This is a genomic window from Butyricimonas synergistica DSM 23225, assembly GCF_000379665.1.
GTDB lineage: Bacteria > Bacteroidota > Bacteroidia > Bacteroidales > Marinifilaceae > Butyricimonas > Butyricimonas synergistica.
The window spans coordinates 491208-509292 of sequence record NZ_KB903359.1; the positions used below are offsets into that span (position 1 = coordinate 491208).

An 18085-nucleotide genomic window follows, 5' to 3' on the forward strand; every position below is an offset into this window, starting at 1 on the left:
AGAGGTATAGCACGAAGATAATATACGTTTAAATTGATGAATTATGCGTTGGATAATTGACGGCGTAGATGATTTAAAGAGAGTGGCACGAGAGTTCCTGGAATCGACCGGGGAAGACACAATATACGCTTTGTACGGTCCGATGGGAGTGGGGAAAACCACTTTCGTGAAGGCTGTCGCCGGGTGCTTGGGGATAGAGGACGACGTGACTTCCCCCACGTTTGCGATCGTGAACGAGTACTTGACCGCGCAGGGGGATTCCGTGTTCCATTTTGATTTCTACCGGGTGAAGAACGTGGAGGAAGCGATGGACTTCGGGTACGAGGAGTATTTTTATAGTGGAAACCGTTGCTTCATCGAGTGGCCTGAGATGATCGAGTCGCTGTTGCCGGAGAACACGCTGGTTTGCCGTTTTGCCGAGTTGGAAGACGGGCGGCGGGAACTGACGATAGAATAAATTGTAAATTATAAATCGAGATCGCATGGATAATTCGGGTAAATTGTTGGGTGCGCAAATCAACAGGGAATGGTTTCTGTATCAAGAGAAAGAAGTTTTCGGGGAATACCGTCACAAACGGTTGACGATCGGCTTGCCGAATGAAACGGAACGCCGGGAGAACCGGATTTGTCTGACCCCCGAGGCGGTGAGTGTGCTGATGGATATGGGGCACACGATCGTTGTACAGCGGGGTGCTGGCGAGCAGGCGCATTACCACGACCGGGATTATGCGGACGCCGGGGCACAGATGGTGGATACCCGTGAGGAAGTGTATACGTCTGACGTCATATTGAAGCCGACACCCGTGATGCAGGAGGACGTGGAAGTGATGCGCGACCGTCAGGTGATCTTGTCCCCGATAGAGCTTTTCGAGTTGCGGAAGGAGGCTATCGTGGAGATGATGCAGAAGAAAATAACCGCTATCGGTTTCGATATATTGAAAGGGGACAACGGGACTTATCCCGTGGTAGAGATGATGAGCGAGATTTCCGGCAATTCGGCGATCATGATAGCCAGCGAGTACTTGAGCAATTCTCGGGAAGGGAAAGGCATTCTGTTGGGAGGAATTACCGGGGTGACGCCTGCCGAGGTGGTGATCCTCGGCGCGGGGACGCTTGGCGAGTATGCTGCCCGCACGGCGCTGGCTTTGGGGGCGGAGGTGAAAGTGTTCGATTACTCTTTGGAACGCCTGCGCCGCTTGAATCATTGTCTCGGACAGCGCGTGTACACGTCCGTGTTCCACAAACCGGTGTTGGAGCGGGCTCTCTTATCCGCCGACGTGTTAATCGGGGCTTTGCGCTTTTTCGATGACGATCTGGATATCACGGTTTCCGAGGAGCAAGTGAAACTGATGAAACAAGGTGCGGTGATCGTGGATATGTCTATCGAGCACGGCGGGTGTATTGAGACTTCGGGACCCACAACGCACGAGAATCCTACCTATATATATAATGGCGTGATCCATTATTGCGTACCGAACGTGCCTTCGCGGGTTGCCCGCACAGCGTCTATCGCGTACAGTAACTTGTTTATCGCCTTGTTGGAGAAGATCGCCCGTGATGGCGGTTTCAATCCCGCTATCAAGAGTGATGCCGGGTTGCGGCATGGCGTGTATATCTACAACGGGGTATTGACCAAGAAGATCATTGCCGACAAATACGGGCTGGTTTCCAGGGATATAGATCTGTTGCTGGCTGCATTCTAGTACTACTGTCCCAAGATGCTGTCGATTACGGGGGTTATATCACTGTTTTTCTTGATTTTAATGCCTCGTATCCCGGCGGCTTCTGCGGCTTCGATGTCCCGGCTTCCGTCACCGATAAGCAGGGATGCGGATTTGTCTATACCGTATTCCCGGATGGCCTGCTCTATCATGTAGGGTGAAGGTTTCCGGCAGGGGCAGGGAGCCACGCTGTCATGGTGGGGACAATAGTATATCTTGTCGATACGTGCCCCGTGCTTTTCGAGTTCCGCGCACATGTATGCGTGCAGTGCCTCGACGTCCTCGAGCGAGTACTCGCCCTTTGCCACGCCGCCTTGATTTGTCACCACGATAATCAAATAACCCGCCTCGTTCAGCCGGCGGATGCCGTCGATTACCCCGGGGTTAAACACGAAATCTTCTTTCCTGTATATATAATAGTGTCCTTCATCGGAATTTATCGTGCCATCTCTGTCAAAAAATATCGCTCGAACCATGTTTTAATTTTAGATTTTAAATGTTAGATTTTAGATTCCAACCGCACGGGTCTGCGCTTTCAATTTTCTATTTTCAATTGTCTTAGTGCATTATTTTAAAAATCAATTCTCTCAATAATTGTCCGTCGGAAATGTTGGCGTTGCCGACACCTTTGGATTTGAGGTCGTATTCTCTCAAGAAAGATATGATGTTGGCGCATTTCATGGCGTTGTATCTTTTGGCTCCTTCCGTGTAATCCTTCATGAAATAGGGATTGATGCCTAGTATCTTTGCCATTTCCTGTGGGCTGGGAGTACTTTTCTTTTGATAGTGGTACGTGAGCAGGTTCAGGAAATAGCGGAACAACATACTGATCGTTAGCACGAGCGGGTTGTTCTTGGGGTTTGCCTCGAAGTAGTTCACGATGCGGTTCGCTTTCAGGTGATCCATAGCTACGATGGCGGCGGTAAGCTCGAACGTGTTGAATTCCTTGCTGATGCCCGTGTGTTCCTCGACGAGGTTCTCTTTGATTTCACCGCCACCCGGCAACAGCAACATGAGTTTGTCCAGCTCGTTTGCCACCTTGCTGAGGTCGTTGCCGAGGCTGTCAGCTAGGATGCCTGCGGCTTTTTGCGAGATCATGTATTTTTTGTCCTTGCAGTACGACATGATCCAGTCGGGAACCTTGTTATCGTAGAGTTTTGCCGACTCGAAATAAACGCAATTGGGTGAGCTGCCCAGTTTTTTGAAGACACCTTTGCGCTTGTCCGGCTTCTTATTTTTGTACAGAAACACGAGGACGGTGGTCGGCTGGAAGTGGTCGACATAGGGGAGCAGGTTCTCGAAATCCCGGATGTTTTGGGCTTCCTTGACGATAACCACCTGCCTTTGCGCCATCATCGGGAAACGCCGGGCGGTGTCGGTTACGGTGGTCATGGTGACATCGTTCCCGTACAATATCGTCTGGTTGAACGCCTTCTCGTCCTCCGTGAGCGCATTCTTCTCTATCCTGTTCGTTATTTCATCCAGGAAATAAGGTTCCTCGCCGGATAAAAAGTAAATAGGGAGGTATTTCCCCTTCTTTAAATCTGCAATAATATCTTCGTATTTCATAAAGGCAAAGATACGAAATAATTGAAAATTGAGAATTGAAAATTGATGAACTTTACAACCCCTTCTCTATCTGCCTCACGACCTCTTCGATATCCTTGTCCCTGCCTTCCGGTTCGTAGTCTGCCTTGAGGTTATTGCCGAAAAGGAGGGCGAGCGATTGCCAAAAATAAGCGTTCACGCCGCCTTTGTATTCCTTGATATGGTGGAACGACGAATTGTGGGTTTCCCGGTAAATGAGGCGCACGAGAATTTTGCCTTGCGTGACGGTAAGGCTCATCAAGGGTTTCTTGAATGTTTTCATCAGTTGCTTGTATTCCTCTTTGATAATTCGCTCCCGTTCCCGTTTCGTGTGTATGTTTGCCAGCCGTGCTTCTATCTCGTTGATCTTTGCGGCGGCTATTTTAGCGTAGGGATATGCCTTGCGGACGTTATAAATCAACCTGTGATTGCGTTTTTGTTGGCGGGAGAATTTCCTGTTACTGATCCTTTTGGCGTACACATTTACCTCATTCAGAGTGACGTGCGGCAGCGTGTCCCCTCGGATGATGACGGAAGGGAGGACACTTTGCGCCTCTGCAAAGCTGTTAATAAATAAAGATAGGAAGATTACGATGATTATTTTGTACATTTTAATATCTTTGCATTAACGCTTTATTGATACAAATTTAGTGATATATTTGAATTGTAAAAACGAAAGCTAGTGGAAAAGGAATTTCAGGATCTGTTTCAGATACGTCATAACGATGATCGTGTTGAAGTGGGAAAGGTATTGATCGCGGAACCTTTTTTGGAAGGGAAGTATTTTAACCGTTCCGTGGTCTACATGGTGGAGCACGATGACGCGGGAAGCGTGGGATTTGTGCTCAATAAGCCTCTGCCTTACACGGCTTCCGAGCTGGTGAAGGAATTGGAGGGAGTGTATTTCCCGGTGTATATCGGGGGTCCCGTGGAACCGAACCAGTTGTACTATATTCATCGCAAGGGCGATGTCCCCGATTCGGTACGGATAGCGGAAGAGATATACTGGGGCGGAGATTTCCGGGCTTTAACGGGGATGCTGCAAGCTGGAAAGATATTGCAGGACGAGATTCGTTTCTTTGCCGGGTATAGCGGCTGGACGGAGAAACAGTTGGATGGGGAATTGAAGGAAAACTCTTGGATGGTGGGGACAATTCCCGCCGATATATTGTTTACCGTGCCCAACGAGGGGCTGTGGGAACAAGCCATGAGCTCTCTGGGAGGAAAGCACAAACTATGGGCAAACTTCCCGGAAGACCCGATTCTCAATTAATTGAAAATGGAGAATTGAAAATGAAAAAGGTTTGATGGTTAGATTTATCATAAATATAAAAAGGCAGTTCGTTCTATCGCTGTCCCGAGAGGGAGAGAGGAAAGTCCGGGCAACGCAGGGCATCGTGCTTCCTAACGGGAAGGTATTCGAAAGGATATAGTAGTGTAACAGAAAATAACCGTTCCGTTTGCGGAACAAGGGTGAAAAGGCGGGGTAAGAGCCCACCGGTATCCCGGGCAACCGGGGTAGCCGTACGCCTCACGAGTTGCAAGACCATGTATACTGGCAATTAAGGTTAGCCCGACCGATGACAGGGGGTAGGTCGCTAGAGCCGTGAAGTGATTCACGGAGTAGATAAATGATAGAAACCGAAAGGTACAGAACCCGGCTTATAGAACTGCCTTTTTTTTATTGAAAATGAATAGATTCAGAGATTTCCAATTTAATGATTTAGGAATCACAGAATCGGAAATCACTAAATCACAGAATTAATTCAATCTAAAATTAGTAAGATTTAAAATTAGCAAACGTGAAATCAATCAGAGAAATATTTAGAATAGGTTACGGACCTTCGTCCAGTCACACGATGGGACCGGGACGTGCGGCGCTTTTTTTCAAGGAGAGAAACCCGGAAGCAGAACACTATCGGGTGACTTTATTCGGAAGTTTGGCGCTCACGGGCAGGGGACACGGCACGGACGAGGCGATATTGAAAATGATGGATCGTCCCGAGGACACCGAGATCGTGTGGGAGTCCGAGAAATCGTTGCCTCACCACCCGAACGGGATGCTTTTCGAGGCGTTGAACGGCGACGTGGTTGCCGACCGTTGGGAAGTGTACAGCGTGGGAGGCGGTGCCTTGTGGGACGAACTGGGGACTTTCAAGTCGGATGATATTTACCCGGATACCAAGATGACGGACATATTGAACTGGTGCAAAGCCGAGGGGCGCTCCTTTGTCGAGTACGTGGAATTGCACGAGGGACCCGGTATATTCGACTATCTGGAAGAAGTATGGCAAGTGATGGTAGACAGCATCCACAACGGCTTGGAGAACGAGGGTGTATTGCCCGGCAACCTGCGCTTGGCGCGTAAGGCTTGTTCCTACCACGTGCGGGCACAGCAGTCAGCCGGAACGTTGCGCCACATGGGGATGGTGTTCGCTGCGGCGCTGGCGGTGGCGGAGGAAAACGCCGGGGGAGGAAAGATCGTCACGGCTCCCACTTGCGGATCGGCAGGCGTTGTTCCGTCCGTGTTGTTTTTCTTGAAACACGACCAAAATATCAGCGACAAACGCATCATCAAGGGATTGGCTACTGCCGGGCTGATCGGCAACATAGTGAAGACCAATGGTTCTATTTCCGGTGCGGAAGTTGGTTGCCAGGGCGAGCTGGGTACGGCTTGCGCTATGGCGGCAGGTGCGGCGGCGCAGATACTCGGCGGCTCGCCGATGCAGATCGAGTATGCCGCGGAGATGGGCTTCGAACACAACTTGGGATTGACATGCGACCCCGTGGGCGGTTACGTGCAAATCCCGTGCATCGAGCGCAATGCCTTCATTTCGCAGAAAGCGAGGGAGTGCGCCATCTATTCCCTTTTCTCGGACGGGCGGCATAAAGTGTCCTTCGACGACGTGGTTGAAACCATGATGCAGACGGGATGCGATATGCAGGCAAAATACCGGGAAACCAGTCTTGGCGGTTTGGCGCGTATATACCGGGCACCGATAAAGAAGTGACCCGGGGCAACTCTGCGGGTTTAAAAACCGTAGATATAAAATTTAAAACAGTACAGGTTTATGGATAGAGCTAGGTTAAAAGTTTTCGGACTATCATATAAAAGTATGTCACACACGGGAGCGTACGCGTTGATTCTTGCCGAGGAACATGACGCATTTCGTGTTCCTATAATCATCGGGATAGCGGAAGCCCAGTCTATTGCTATTCAACTGGAAAACTTGCATTCGCAGCGTCCGCTCACGCACGATCTGATAAAGAGTCTGACCGACCGCCTCGGGGCGACCCTCGAGGAAGTCTTCATTTATTACTGGGAGGCGGGCATCTTTTATTCCGAGTTGCGCTTCCGCCACGGCGAGGAGTTGTTGAAGATAGATTCGCGCACCTCGGACGCTATCGCACTGGCGTTGCGTTACGATTGCCCCATCTATATTGCGGCAAAGGTGATCGAGCAAACGGCGATTCCCGTCGCCGACACCGAGGTCATAAAAGAACACTTGGAGAAGGTGCAGGCACAGATCGAGAAAGCGAAAGAAGCGGAATTAACCGAGGAAGACTTGAAACGTTTGCTGGCGGAAGCCGTAAAGAATGAAGATTACGAGAGCGCATCCCGTTACAGGGATATGCTGAATGCCAGAAAAAGCGAATAATAAAAATTAAAGACAATGGATAGCATTAAACTTGACTACTCGAAAGTATTGCCATTTGCGGGAGAGAAAGAAATCTCCGCGCAAAAGGAGAAAGCGTCACGGGCGTTGAAAGCGCTGGAGGACGGAACGTGTAAGGGAAGCGATTTTCTCGGGTGGATAGACCTCCCGTCACGGGTCACGGGTGAGGAACTCGATAGCATAGAGGCGTGTGCCGGGTCTCTGAGGGAAGAAACGGACGTGGTGGTTATCGTCGGCATCGGGGGATCGTACCTCGGCGCAAAAGCCGTCATCGAGGCGATGTCCGGCAGTTTCGACGCCTTCTCCGGGACAAGGGTAGTCTTTGCTGGCAACAACGTTAGCGAGGATTATTTATATGAATTGCAGGAGTTTTTAAAGGACAAAAAGTTCGGTATATGCGTGATTTCCAAGTCGGGAACCACCACAGAACCCGCCGTTGCTTTCCGCCTTTTGAAGGAGCAGCTGATCGCGCAGGAGGGCGTGCAGGTGTCCCGCCGCCGTATCGTGGCGATCACCGACGAGCGGAAAGGGGCTTTGCGTGTCATGGCTGACCGGGAAGGCTACTGCACGTTTGTTATCCCGGACAACATCGGGGGACGCTATTCCGTGCTTACTCCCGTGGGCTTGCTGCCTGTCGCCATCGCAGGCTACGACATCCGGGCGCTGCTGAGGGGAGCCGCGGACATGAGGACGATCGGCAAGGGTAACGGCGCCGAGCTGTCCGCCACTTACGCGGCAGTGCGGAACGCCCTTTACGAGAAAGGCTACACGACGGAGATCACGGTAAATTACAACCCGAAACTGCACTACGTTGCCGAGTGGTGGAAGCAGTTGTACGGCGAGAGCGAGGGAAAGGAACACAAGGGCATTTTCCCCGCCAGCGTGGATTTCACGACCGACCTGCACTCTATGGGGCAATACATCCAGGAAGGACGGCGCAACCTGTTCGAAACCGTGCTTTCCATCGAGAAAACGAAATACAAGTTGCTCGTGCCCAGTGATGCGCACGACCTCGATAAGTTAAACTATTTGGCGGGCAAGCGCCTCGACGAGGTGAACAAGATGGCGGAACTCGGCACCCAACTGGCTCACGTGGACGGCGGCGTCCCCAACATCCGTGTTGTGATCCCCGAATTGTCGGAATACTACCTCGGCCAGTTATTCTACTTCTACGAGCTGGCTTGCGGCATTTCCGGCGGCATCCTCGGTGTGAACGCCTTCGACCAACCGGGCGTGGAAGCCTACAAAAACAATATGTTCATGCTACTGGGAAAACCTAACAATTTGTAGAAGATGAAGAATACGTGGTATACCTTTTCGCCATACTAGGTCTACCTATACTCTACCTCAAGTACAAATCATGATGTGTATATACAAGGTTCTTGTGGTTAGGCAACGATTGTGTAATGATTATTCAAATGTTTACAGGAATGTATGTCTAGTTGTGCATCGTGATTTCCGATTCAGTGATTCCTTAATCGCTAAATCACTAAATCGGAAATCTCTGAATCTATTCATTTTTCAATTGTGAAAGTCAAATACGTGTTATTCAAAATGTCAATGGTGAGCAGTTTGCCGGAGAGAACGCCCGGTTTTTCCAAGATGATTTTGATAACTTCGTTAGCTTGGAGGGAGCCGATGACGCCGGGAAGAACACCGACGACGCCCAGTGGCTGGGAGAAGTCCTTCACGCCGTCGTGGTACGGGAAAAGGTCTCGGTAGGACGGACCGCCGTGATAGTTGAAAACGGATAGTTGCCCCTCGAACTCGCAGATGCTGCCGTAGACGAACGGTTTGCCTAGTTCGGCGCAAGTATCGTTGATAAGGTAGCGGGCTTGGAGGTTGTCGGTTGCATCGACCACTATGTCATACGTGGCGATGATTTCAAGTGCGTTCCCGGGTGTCAGCCGGAAGGAATATGGTGTAATCCCGCAAAAGGGATTTAATTGATTGAGTCTGGTGGCTGCAACGATGGCTTTGCTTGTCCCCACGTGCGTGGTGTCGTATAATATTTGCCGTTGCAGGTTTGATTCCGATACAGCGTCGTCGTCCATGATGCCAATGTGCCCGACGCCGGCGGCGGTAAGGTAATATAACACGGGAGAACCCAGTCCCCCGGCACCGACTACCAGTACCCGCGAATCTTTAATTTTTTCTTGTCCTTGAATTCCAATTTCTTGAAGGATTATATGTCGGTTGTAACGTTCTTTTTCCCTAGAGGTTAATGACATATTCTATCGCTTTAATTCTAAATTTGTTTTTGTCCTTTTCAATTATCTCTCTCGTTGATATGTTGCTTCACGAAGCGGTTCACGGTACAGATGGATACCTTGTATTTCTTGGCAATCTTCTTGTAAGGCACGCAGTTGTCCATAAGCTCGATGATCTTTTCCTTGTTTTGTATCAGCACGTTCAGCTGCGGGCAACTCCCGTGGGGGCGTCCCAGTTTCTTGCCTTCCGCCTTCCTGACTGCGAGGGCTTCCCGCGTGCGGATGGAGATCAGGTTACGTTCGATCTCCGCCACCAGCCCGAAAGCGAACCCGAGGATTTTGCTGTTCAGGTTGTTCTCGAAGGTGTACCCCTCCTTGGTGCTGTGAAGAACGATTTTACGCTGGATGCAGGTGTTGATGATGTTCATGATGTCGATCAGGGTTCTGCTCAACCGCGATACTTCCGTGACAATAAGACAATCGCCCTCCTGCAAAGATTCGAGAAGATCGCCGAGTTTCCGGTCGTTACTGCAAACTTTGCCACTGACAACGTCGTGGTACCATTTGTCAATATCGAGCCCCCGGTTGGCTGCAAATTTCTTAATCTCCTCCTCCTGGTTTTCCAGGTGTTGTTTGTTTGTGCTGACTCGTAAATACGCGACTACCATAATTCATTTAGTTTTTGAGAATTAAAAAGACAAACGTAACAAAAGGAGGAGAATAATCGTGATATTAAGGTTGTTAAAATTAGTTATGAAATCACATCCATGTATCCCAGTCTTTCCACACTGGCTCGTAGCCTTGCGCCTTGATGGCTTCCACCATCTCTTGCGGGGTTCGGTTGTCGTTTATGGCGAATTGCTCCAGTTCCTTGTGGGGCACGACGTAGCCGCCCGGCTCGGTGCTCGACCCGGCACTCATGGAGGTGGCGCCGAGGTGCATCACGTGGTCGCGGAACTCCCGGCTTTCCCGCGTGGATATGGAGATTTCAGCTTGCTGGTCGAGCAGGCGGTAGGCGCAGATGAGCTGCACCATCTGCCGGTCGTTGATGGGGTCTTTCGGCATGAACGCCCCGGCGTGGGGACGCAGGCGGGGAAGGGAAATGGAGAACTTGGACTGCCAGTAGTTTTTCTCGAGGTATTTCAAGTGCAGGGCGGTGAAGAATGCGTCCGTGCGCCAGTCTTCCAGCCCGAGCAATGCCCCGATACCCATTTTCTGTACGCCTGCCGAGCAAGCCCGGTCGGGGGTTTCCAGCCGGTAGCGGTAGTTGGCTTTTCTGCCTTTCGGGTGGTAGAGGGGATATTGTTTCTCGTTGTACGTTTCCTGGTAGACGCAGACGAAACTGAGCCCCGCCTCGTGAAGACGGGCGTAGTCCGCCGTGTCGAGAGGTTGTACCTCGATGGCGATTTGCGAGAAGTTGTTGCGTACGGCACGGATCACCTGCTCGTAGTAGTCCACGGTGGTGACGGCGGGAGCCTCGCCCGACACGAGCAACAAGTGTTTGAAGCCCCAGTCGGAGATCACCCGTGTTTCCGCCTTCACCTCGTCAAGGGTGAGCATCTTGCGGTGGATGTCATTGTCGTGGTTGAATCCGCAATACACGCAGAAGTTGGTGCAGTAGTTGGATACGTAGAGGGGAATGTACAGTTGTATCGTGTTCCCGAACCGCTCGAGGGTCAGGCGGTTCGCCTCGATAGCTATATCTTCCAGCAAGGGGGTGGCGGCGGGGGCTATGAGTGCCATAAAATCGTCCACCGTGCGGCGCGGGTTGTTGATCGCATCGATTGCATCATTTTTCGACTTGTCCATGATGCTTTGTTTGACATCGTCCCAGTCGTAGGTTTGAATTATATCGTAAAATGTCATTGTCGTTGAGTTTATAAACTATTTTTAGTCCAAAAATGCTGTTAGAGGCGAACTGGCTTGCGCGTGGCGGTATTGTTTGGCTAACTTTGCCTCGAATGCCATGCGTCCGGCTTCTACCGCCAGTTTGAAAGCACGTCCCATCTCCACGGGGTTGGGCGACACGGCGATAGCGGTGTTCACCAGTACGGCTGCGGCTCCCATCTCGAGGGCGGCGGCAGCGTGTGAGGGGGCTCCGATGCCGGCATCCACGATCACGGGCACGCGGCTTTGCTCGATGATGATTTCCAGCAGGTCGCGGGTCACCAGCCCTTTGTTCGTGCCGATAGGGGCGCCCAATGGCATTACCGTTGCCGCACCGGCATCTTCCAGATGTTTGCACAACACTGGGTCGGCTTGGATGTAAGGAAGCACGACAAATCCGAGTTTAGCCAGTTCTTCGGTAGCCCGCAGGGTTTCGATCGGGTCGGGGAGAAGGTATTTCGGGTCGGGATGGATTTCCAGTTTCAGCCAGTTGGTGCCGAGAGCCTCCCTTGCCAGCTGTGCCACGAACACGGCTTCTTTGGCGGTGCGCACGCCGGAGGTGTTGGGCAACAAGGTGATATGAGGGGCTTTGAGGTGGGCGAGTATGTCGTCTTCCTTGCTCTCGAGGTCTACCCGTTTCAAGGCAACCGTCACGAGTTGTGATTCGGATGCAAGAATAGCATCTTCCATGAGTTGATTCGATGCGAATTTACCGGTTCCGGTAAACAAACGCGATGTGAATACTTTGTCTGCGATCTTTAATGGTTCCATGATCCTATTAATTTTAGATTGAATAAATTCTGTGATTCCTTAATCATTTAATCTATCCATTTTTCAATTGTATAAGTTTTAATTGGGACAAAACTTGTTTTGTTTTGTCCGCTATGTTGTCATTGTTTTTGAGCAGGGAGGAGAGGGCGATGCCTGTCACTCCGGTGTCTAAAACGGGGCGGATGTCGTCTTCCCGTATCCCGCCGATGGCGTGTACGGGAAGGCAGATGCCCGTCTGGCGGCATGCGTCCATGATTTGGCGGTAACCTTCCAGTCCTAGTATAGGGCTTAATTGTTTCTTCGTGGAAGTAAACCGGAAGGGTCCCAAGCCGATGTAATCCACTTGCTGGCGGTAGCGTTCAGCGACGTCGTCGAACGTGTTGCAGGTGCCCCCGATGATCTTGGAGTATCCTAGTATCTTGCGGGCTTCCAGTGGGTTCATGTCCTTTTTGCCGAGATGTACCCCGTCGGCGTTGAGTTCGAGGGCGATGTCCACGTGGTCGTTGACGAGGAACAAGGCTCCGTAACGCTTGCATATCTCCTTGACGGCGTACCCGATCCGGATAAATTCTTCACGGGAGGCGTCCTTCACGCGCAGTTGCACCCAGCGGCATCCTCCCTTGCACACCGCTTCTACCTGCTCGGGGATGGATACGCCTTCCTTGTGATCCGTGATGTATTGCAAAGGAATACGGTACAGGTCAGCCGGGATCGCCTCGGCATGAACCCGGTTGTGCAAGCCTAAGTTCGTGTCGTTCGACCGGATGAAACCGGACACGTAGTGTTGCCCGAGGCGGCAGGCTTCCGGGAGAGAGTAACCGAGTGTGAGGTAAGAGGTGATAGCGGACGAGAGGACGCACCCCGTGCCGTGTTTCCCGTGGCTGCCCCGCGCGACGGAGAAGGTGTGTATCGTTTCGCCCGTGATTAGCCTGTCGGAAGCCAATGCCTCCGTGTTGTGACCGCCTTTCCAGAGAATATTGGTGTGCAGGCGGCGGCAAATGTCTTGAATGTGTTGTATTTCAATGTCTTTCCCGAAAAGGATTTCAAGTTCGTTCCGGTTCGGGGTGAGCAGATATATTTTCTTCAGCACTTCCTGTATGGCTTCCAGACTTTCGCCGTTGTGAAACTGGAATCCGGCACTCGCTTTTAGAATGGGATCCCAGATGATTTTCACGCGGGGAAGGGCGGAAGTCAGGTAATCGACGACACGAGTCAGCGAATCAAAGCTTTCGATCAACCCGATCTTGACGAATGCCGGGGTGAATTCCCGGAACAGAACTTCGCACTGGCGGATAATCTCGTCGGGGGTCATCCACTTGGTGCCGAGGTACTCATTCTGGTTCTGAAAGGTGACGGCACTCGCCACGCCCAATCCATATACCCGGCAACATTCAAACGTCTTTATGTCGGCTGTTACGCCCGCACCCGAACTTTGGTCGAATCCGGCGATGCTTAATGCCTCGTCCGGGAAGATTTTCTCGAAACGGGAGAGGGTTTCCGAGAGATTTTCCCAAAGATAACCGAGTAGAGCAACGCCCCGGAAGCCTGCCTTCCGGCAGGTGGCGATGTTTTCTGCTTTCACCCCGCCTAAGGCAATGATGGGGACGGAAGTCTTAGCCAGTCCCTTTTTCAGCATATCGCGGGAAAAGGCGGATTTATACCCTTGCTTGGATATGCTGTCGAACACGGGACTCAAAAACACGTAATCCGGCGTGAACGGCAATCCGTAGATCTCTTCGAAAGAGTGGCAGGAAACACTGACGTGCGAATACCGATCCCGGTCACCGAAAGCGTCCGCCTGGTGTGATTTGAGATGTACGCCTTTCAAACCGTATGATTCCACCAGATCGAAATAATCATGCACAATGATCCGTTCCCGGAAACGGGGTTCTATCTTTTGAATGAATCGCTCGTAAACGTCCCTTTCTGCATTCAGCTTCCGCAGATGCAGCAGATGTAACCCGTTTTCAAAAAGACGGTTCACGATAAGTTCCTCGTCCGCTACCGGATAGGGTGGAGTGATGACAACTATCATAACGTGAAGATTGGGTGATAGAATCACGTAATCGATTTATTGTTTCATTTTCTTTCTCAACTTCTCGCTGGCACGCATGGAACAGAAGTGTTCACCGCACATGGAGCAGAAATGGGCTTCCTTGTGTCCCTCGGCAGGAAGGGTTTCGTCGTGGAAACGCAACGCTTTCTCCGAATCGAGGGCGAGGTGAAACTGGTCTTTCCAGCGGAATTCAAAACGAGCTTTGCTCATGGCGTAATCACGGTAGTAAGCAGCCGGGTGTCCCTTCGCGAGGTCGGCGGCATGGGCTGCCAGTTTGAAAGTGATTACCCCTTCTTTCACGTCGTCCCGGTTCGGGAGCCCGAGGTGTTCCTTTTGGGTGACGTAGCACAGCATGGAAGTTCCATACCACCCAATCATTGCCCCGCCGATGGCAGAGGTGATGTGGTCGTAACCGGGAGCGATGTCCGTCACGAGAGGTCCTAGGGTGTAGAAGGGTGCTTCCTTGCAGTATTTGAGTTCGAGATCCATGTTTTCCCGGATCTTCTGCATGGGCACGTGTCCAGGCCCCTCGATGATAACCTGTACATCGTGTTTCCATGCTACTTGGGCGAGTTCGCCGAGGGTCTTCAGTTCGGCAATCTGCGCTTCGTCATTGGAGTCGGCAATGCATCCTGGGCGCAAACCGTCGCCGATGGATACCCCGACGTCGTATTTCGCCAGTATCTCGCAAATCTCTTCAAAGTGGTCGTACAAGAAGCTCTCCTGCTTGTGGGTGGTACACCAGTGTGCCATGATAGCACCCCCGCGGGACACGATGCCCGTGAGGCGTTTGAGGGTTAGTGGCACATGGTGCCAGCGCAACCCGGCATGGATCGTGAAGTAATCGACGCCCTGCTCCGCTTGCTCGATCAGCGTGTCGCGGTAGATTTCCCATGTCAGGTCTTCCACTTTGCCGCGTACCTTTTCCAAAGCCTGATATAAAGGTACCGTTCCCACGGGCACGGGCGAGTTACGGATGATCCACTCTCGGGTTTCGTGGATATTTTTTCCCGTGGAGAGATCCATGATCGTGTCAGCTCCCCAGCGGAACGCCCACACGGCTTTTTCCACTTCTTCTGATATAGAGGAGGTGATGGGGGAATTGCCTAGATTGGCGTTGATCTTCACGAGAAAATTGCGCCCGATAATCATCGGCTCGCTCTCCGGGTGGTTGATGTTCGCCGGAATGATAGCCCGCCCGGCGGCAACTTCCTGGCGCACGAACTCGGGCGTGATGTATTCTGGGAAGTTGGCTCCCAGGGGTTCTCCTTTTTCCTTTTTATAGGCTTCCCGTATTTTGTCTACCAGCTGGTTTTCCCGGATGGCGATAAACTCCATTTCCGGGGTGATGATGCCCTTCTTCGCGTAGTGCATCTGTGAAACGCAATGCCCTGGCTTTGCCACCCGGGGAGTCGTGTTCACGTGCTCGAAACGGAGGGCATCCAGCGACTTGTCGTTCTGCCGCATCCGCCCGTATTCCGAACTAAGCCCGTCGAGTTTCACAGTATCGTTGCGGTCGGCAATCCATTGTTCCCTGATCTTGGGTAAACCCTTGTGCAGGTCAACTTTGTAATCGGGGTCTGTGTAAGGTCCTGAAGTATCGTAAACTACCACCGGTTCATTTTCAACTTTCACGCCATCGAGGTCAATCGTGGGAGAGAGGGTTATCCGGCGCATCGGTACTTGTATGTCAAACATTTCGCCCTTCACGTAGATTTTCTCGGAACCCGGGAGGGGTCCGCTTGAGATTTTAAATTCTTCCATTATATTATTTTTTTGATTTTAAACTCTAAACTTTAAACTTCATTTAGCCTCCCTGTACCGCTTTGATGATGATGATTTTGCTGCCGTCTTGGAGGACAGTGTGATCCCATTCCGGGCGGGGAATGACGGAAAAGTCGACGGCGATAGCGATGTTGTCGGTTTTGATGCCGTTGGCTTCCAGTACTTCGGGAAGAGTTGCCCCGGCGGGGCATTCGAATGATTTGTCGTTTATGAATATCTGCATCGTTCTAATTTTAGAATTTTAAATTTAGAATGAAAGATGGACTTCCATTTTCAATTTCTTTCGGGGGATTCTTTAAAACGGAATTCGATATGTATTATAACTCTCTCTCCCTACGCCGGCATTACCCGGATCAGGTTCATGGGTATAATCTCAGCCCGTTGTTTTTATCTGCTAATGGTCTTAGTCAGACAGAAGTTTTAGGATATTTCCCGCGCTTCTTAGGCACCCCTTCAGAATATTTCACGGCAAAGCTACAATTAATATTCGATATATGAAATAGTTTAGTTTATAAACTTTATAGCTCACGAATCGTGAGTTTTTCCTATGGCAGGAGAAGGTCGGTATTCCAAAGGTATTTTTTCATATCCACACACCCGCTTTTCTTGAAGGAAACACCTTCCTGTTCGAGTAGTTCTCTTTGTTCGAGCCAATGGGGGGCAATTGCTCCCTGGTGGTTTACTACGCGGTGGCAGGGGAGATGCAATTCAGAAGGCGCATTGAACATGGCTTGCCCGACCATCCGGGAGCGTTGGGGTTTACCGACCAATCGGGCGATGCCGCCATACGTGAGAACCTTTCCCGGTGGGATTTGTTTCACTATTTCGTAGACTTCCGAAAAGAATTCCGCACGTGTGCTGTTGGTTGGCATATCATCTATTATTATTGTAGGCGCAAAGGTAGTAAATATATTCTACACTAGGGTGTTAATAAGGGTTTGAGAATATTATTTAACGAACGTTTATTGATTGCACAAATGTAATAATTCTGTTTAAAATATCAAACAGATACTTGAAGTATTTAATATATTCATTTCCATAATATTGAATGACGAGAAGGGGGTAAACATTTTGTCCGGTATTCGTGAATAAATGTTCTCTCATAAAACCTTCGATTTTTACTATTTTGTTTGATTTTATGGTTTTGCCTATAAGAAAGAGACAGATTTACGATTTTAACCTTGACTATTTTATCATTTGGTCGGGGATAATGAGTTGTCATCCATAATTTTGCGTATAGAAATTCATGGAGTGTCACCTAGATAAAATGAAGTGCGTATGATTATATTGAAGATTTTTAAGTCGAAAAACAAGTCTGTCTATTTCAACCTTGCAAAGAAGTATAATACGTCGGTGTGGTACGTGTACAAACTGGCGCACGGCAAACGTGTCCGGGTAACTGGAGTTACACATGATATATTGAACGAGTTGAGAACCTTGAATATTATAGAGAATATCCGGGTTTGAGAGCTGGTTGCACGGGGCTGGCTTGTCCGAAGTAGCCAGCCCTTTTTTTATTGCCTCATTAATTTGCGGGTGAGTACTTCCGGATCAAGGATAAATTCGGGAAGGTATTCGATCTGATTCGCTCTCGACGGGCAAATATCGATACCGCCGCGGCGAGTGTAAATACAGGTGATGGCAAGTATTTCCGGTTTGAATTTGTCCCATAAACGTTTGTAGATCATCTCGCAGATTTCTTCATGGAAATGGTTTTCGCTTCGCAAGGAAACGATGTATTTTAGTAAGGAAGCATCACCTGGCAGGTTGGAGGCTTTCATCCGGATATAGATACTTCCCCAATCCGGTTGTTTCGTGATCTTACAATTACTGCGTAGTAAATGGCTACAAACTTTAATTTCACCCCCGCATCCCGTGCTCTCGTCCAGAAGAGAAGGGGCTTCGCTGTATTCCGAGAAGAATATATCTTCAACACTTTCGTCGTCCTCGAGTAAAGTATACTCTTTAAAGTCAAAAAACAATTCTTCCGGTTCCCGGTGAAAAAAGGAAACATCTACGCGAGTATCGAGAATTTGTTCCAGATCGGATTTCACGATTTTGGTAAACAGGGCGATGCCTTCTGTGGCATTTTCCCCGAGGCGGGTCATGTTGAGTGAATTGAGATAAAGTTTCAAAGACTTGCTTTCCACGATGTTCGGGCTGCTTGCCGAATACACGATCTTCAATACCCCGCACACGGGAAGTCCTTTATTAGTCAAGAAACCAGCCTCGTAAGCGTGCCAAGTGTCATATCCCCGGAACAATCCTTCCGGAAAGTGGATGTCGTAGGTTACCCGGTTCAAGCTACGGGGTACCGGAACGAGAATCAACGGGCAATAGTCCGTGGGGTAGGCAACTTGTTGCCCGAGTACCTTGGCTTCAATTCCCATG

General features: G+C 50.3%; 19 protein-coding genes, 1 other RNA gene and 1 riboswitch. Of the genes, 8 read left to right on the forward strand and 12 right to left on the reverse strand.

The genetic code is table 11. The annotated features are described in order from the left end of the window. Positions 1–43: 43 nt before the first annotated feature. Together tsaE and A3CY_RS0102150 are read left to right on the forward strand one after the other, a co-directional pair. Complete coding sequence (gene tsaE / locus A3CY_RS0102145; RefSeq protein WP_018336246.1) at positions 44–457, forward strand: tRNA (adenosine(37)-N6)-threonylcarbamoyltransferase complex ATPase subunit type 1 TsaE; 414 nt, start codon at positions 44–46, stop codon at positions 455–457. 25 nt (positions 458–482) lie between these two features. Then, entirely contained in the window at positions 483–1703 is a 1221-nt protein-coding gene (locus tag A3CY_RS0102150; protein WP_018336247.1) for an alanine dehydrogenase, read from the forward strand. Between the two features lie 2 nt (positions 1704–1705). Here the strand turns inward: A3CY_RS0102150 and A3CY_RS0102155 are convergent, their stop codons facing one another. The 3 genes from A3CY_RS0102155 to A3CY_RS0102165 all read right to left on the reverse strand — a co-directional run bounded on the left by A3CY_RS0102155 (position 1706) and on the right by A3CY_RS0102165 (position 3918). Beyond that, on the reverse strand, positions 1706–2197 hold the full coding sequence (locus A3CY_RS0102155; protein WP_018336248.1) for a D-glycero-alpha-D-manno-heptose-1,7-bisphosphate 7-phosphatase: 492 nt from the start codon (positions 2195–2197) through the stop codon (positions 1706–1708). 82 nt (positions 2198–2279) lie between these two features. Next, on the reverse strand, positions 2280–3290 hold the full coding sequence (holA, locus tag A3CY_RS0102160) for a DNA polymerase III subunit delta (RefSeq protein WP_018336249.1): 1011 nt from the start codon (positions 3288–3290) through the stop codon (positions 2280–2282). Between the two features lie 52 nt (positions 3291–3342). After that, positions 3343–3918 (reverse strand): DUF4294 domain-containing protein, encoded by a 576-nt coding sequence (locus A3CY_RS0102165; RefSeq protein WP_018336250.1) that lies wholly within the window; start codon positions 3916–3918, stop codon positions 3343–3345. A gap of 72 nt (positions 3919–3990) precedes the next feature. On the opposite strand from A3CY_RS0102165, the gene A3CY_RS0102170 reads away from it, so the two are divergent. From A3CY_RS0102170 to A3CY_RS0102190, 5 genes are all read left to right on the forward strand, one after another. After that, positions 3991–4581 carry a YqgE/AlgH family protein gene (locus A3CY_RS0102170; protein ID WP_018336251.1) on the forward strand — a complete coding sequence of 197 codons (591 nt, stop codon included), beginning with the start codon at positions 3991–3993 and terminating at the stop codon, positions 4579–4581. Between the two features lie 60 nt (positions 4582–4641). Then, positions 4642–4989, forward strand: an RNA gene (rnpB, locus tag A3CY_RS21975) — RNase P RNA component class A. A gap of 121 nt (positions 4990–5110) precedes the next feature. Then, on the forward strand, positions 5111–6319 hold the full coding sequence (locus tag A3CY_RS0102180; protein WP_026207213.1) for an L-serine ammonia-lyase, iron-sulfur-dependent, subunit alpha: 1209 nt from the start codon (positions 5111–5113) through the stop codon (positions 6317–6319). Between the two features lie 60 nt (positions 6320–6379). Beyond that, the gene (locus A3CY_RS0102185; RefSeq protein ID WP_026207214.1) at positions 6380–6967 is read left to right on the forward strand and encodes a bifunctional nuclease family protein; all 588 of its coding nucleotides are present in this window, start codon (positions 6380–6382) and stop codon (positions 6965–6967) included. Positions 6968–6982: 15 nt separating this feature from the next. Next, on the forward strand, positions 6983–8275 hold the full coding sequence (locus A3CY_RS0102190; RefSeq protein ID WP_018336255.1) for a glucose-6-phosphate isomerase: 1293 nt from the start codon (positions 6983–6985) through the stop codon (positions 8273–8275). Between the two features lie 224 nt (positions 8276–8499). Here A3CY_RS0102190 and A3CY_RS0102195 read toward each other — a convergent pair whose 3' ends face one another. The 8 genes from A3CY_RS0102195 to A3CY_RS0102230 all read right to left on the reverse strand — a co-directional run bounded on the left by A3CY_RS0102195 (position 8500) and on the right by A3CY_RS0102230 (position 16566). Further along, complete coding sequence (locus A3CY_RS0102195) at positions 8500–9216, reverse strand: HesA/MoeB/ThiF family protein (protein WP_018336256.1); 717 nt, start codon at positions 9214–9216, stop codon at positions 8500–8502. A gap of 38 nt (positions 9217–9254) precedes the next feature. Beyond that, positions 9255–9863 (reverse strand): recombinase family protein, encoded by a 609-nt coding sequence (locus tag A3CY_RS0102200; protein ID WP_018336257.1) that lies wholly within the window; start codon positions 9861–9863, stop codon positions 9255–9257. A gap of 91 nt (positions 9864–9954) precedes the next feature. Further along, positions 9955–11061: a 2-iminoacetate synthase ThiH gene (gene thiH, locus A3CY_RS0102205; RefSeq protein ID WP_018336258.1), complete on the reverse strand. Its 1107-nt coding sequence runs from the start codon at positions 11059–11061 to the stop codon at positions 9955–9957. A gap of 24 nt (positions 11062–11085) precedes the next feature. Then, positions 11086–11853 carry a thiazole synthase gene (locus tag A3CY_RS0102210; protein WP_018336259.1) on the reverse strand — a complete coding sequence of 256 codons (768 nt, stop codon included), beginning with the start codon at positions 11851–11853 and terminating at the stop codon, positions 11086–11088. 52 nt (positions 11854–11905) lie between these two features. Next, on the reverse strand, positions 11906–13888 hold the full coding sequence (locus A3CY_RS0102215) for a thiamine phosphate synthase (RefSeq protein WP_018336260.1): 1983 nt from the start codon (positions 13886–13888) through the stop codon (positions 11906–11908). Between the two features lie 36 nt (positions 13889–13924). Further along, positions 13925–15673 (reverse strand): phosphomethylpyrimidine synthase ThiC, encoded by a 1749-nt coding sequence (gene thiC / locus A3CY_RS0102220; RefSeq protein ID WP_018336261.1) that lies wholly within the window; start codon positions 15671–15673, stop codon positions 13925–13927. Positions 15674–15716: 43 nt separating this feature from the next. Next, positions 15717–15917 carry a sulfur carrier protein ThiS gene (thiS, locus tag A3CY_RS0102225; protein ID WP_018336262.1) on the reverse strand — a complete coding sequence of 67 codons (201 nt, stop codon included), beginning with the start codon at positions 15915–15917 and terminating at the stop codon, positions 15717–15719. 89 nt (positions 15918–16006) lie between these two features. Beyond that, a riboswitch (TPP riboswitch) is annotated at positions 16007–16157 on the reverse strand. A gap of 82 nt (positions 16158–16239) precedes the next feature. Further along, positions 16240–16566 carry an MGMT family protein gene (locus tag A3CY_RS0102230; protein ID WP_018336263.1) on the reverse strand — a complete coding sequence of 109 codons (327 nt, stop codon included), beginning with the start codon at positions 16564–16566 and terminating at the stop codon, positions 16240–16242. Positions 16567–16972: 406 nt separating this feature from the next. On the opposite strand from A3CY_RS0102230, the gene A3CY_RS0102235 reads away from it, so the two are divergent. Next, the gene (locus A3CY_RS0102235) at positions 16973–17161 is read left to right on the forward strand and encodes a hypothetical protein (protein ID WP_018336265.1); all 189 of its coding nucleotides are present in this window, start codon (positions 16973–16975) and stop codon (positions 17159–17161) included. Between the two features lie 47 nt (positions 17162–17208). Here the strand turns inward: A3CY_RS0102235 and A3CY_RS0102240 are convergent, their stop codons facing one another. After that, a complete protein-coding gene (locus A3CY_RS0102240; protein WP_018336266.1) occupies positions 17209–18084 on the reverse strand; it encodes an NADPH-dependent 7-cyano-7-deazaguanine reductase QueF in 876 nt (291 codons plus the stop codon). Position 18085: the final 1 nt, after the last annotated feature.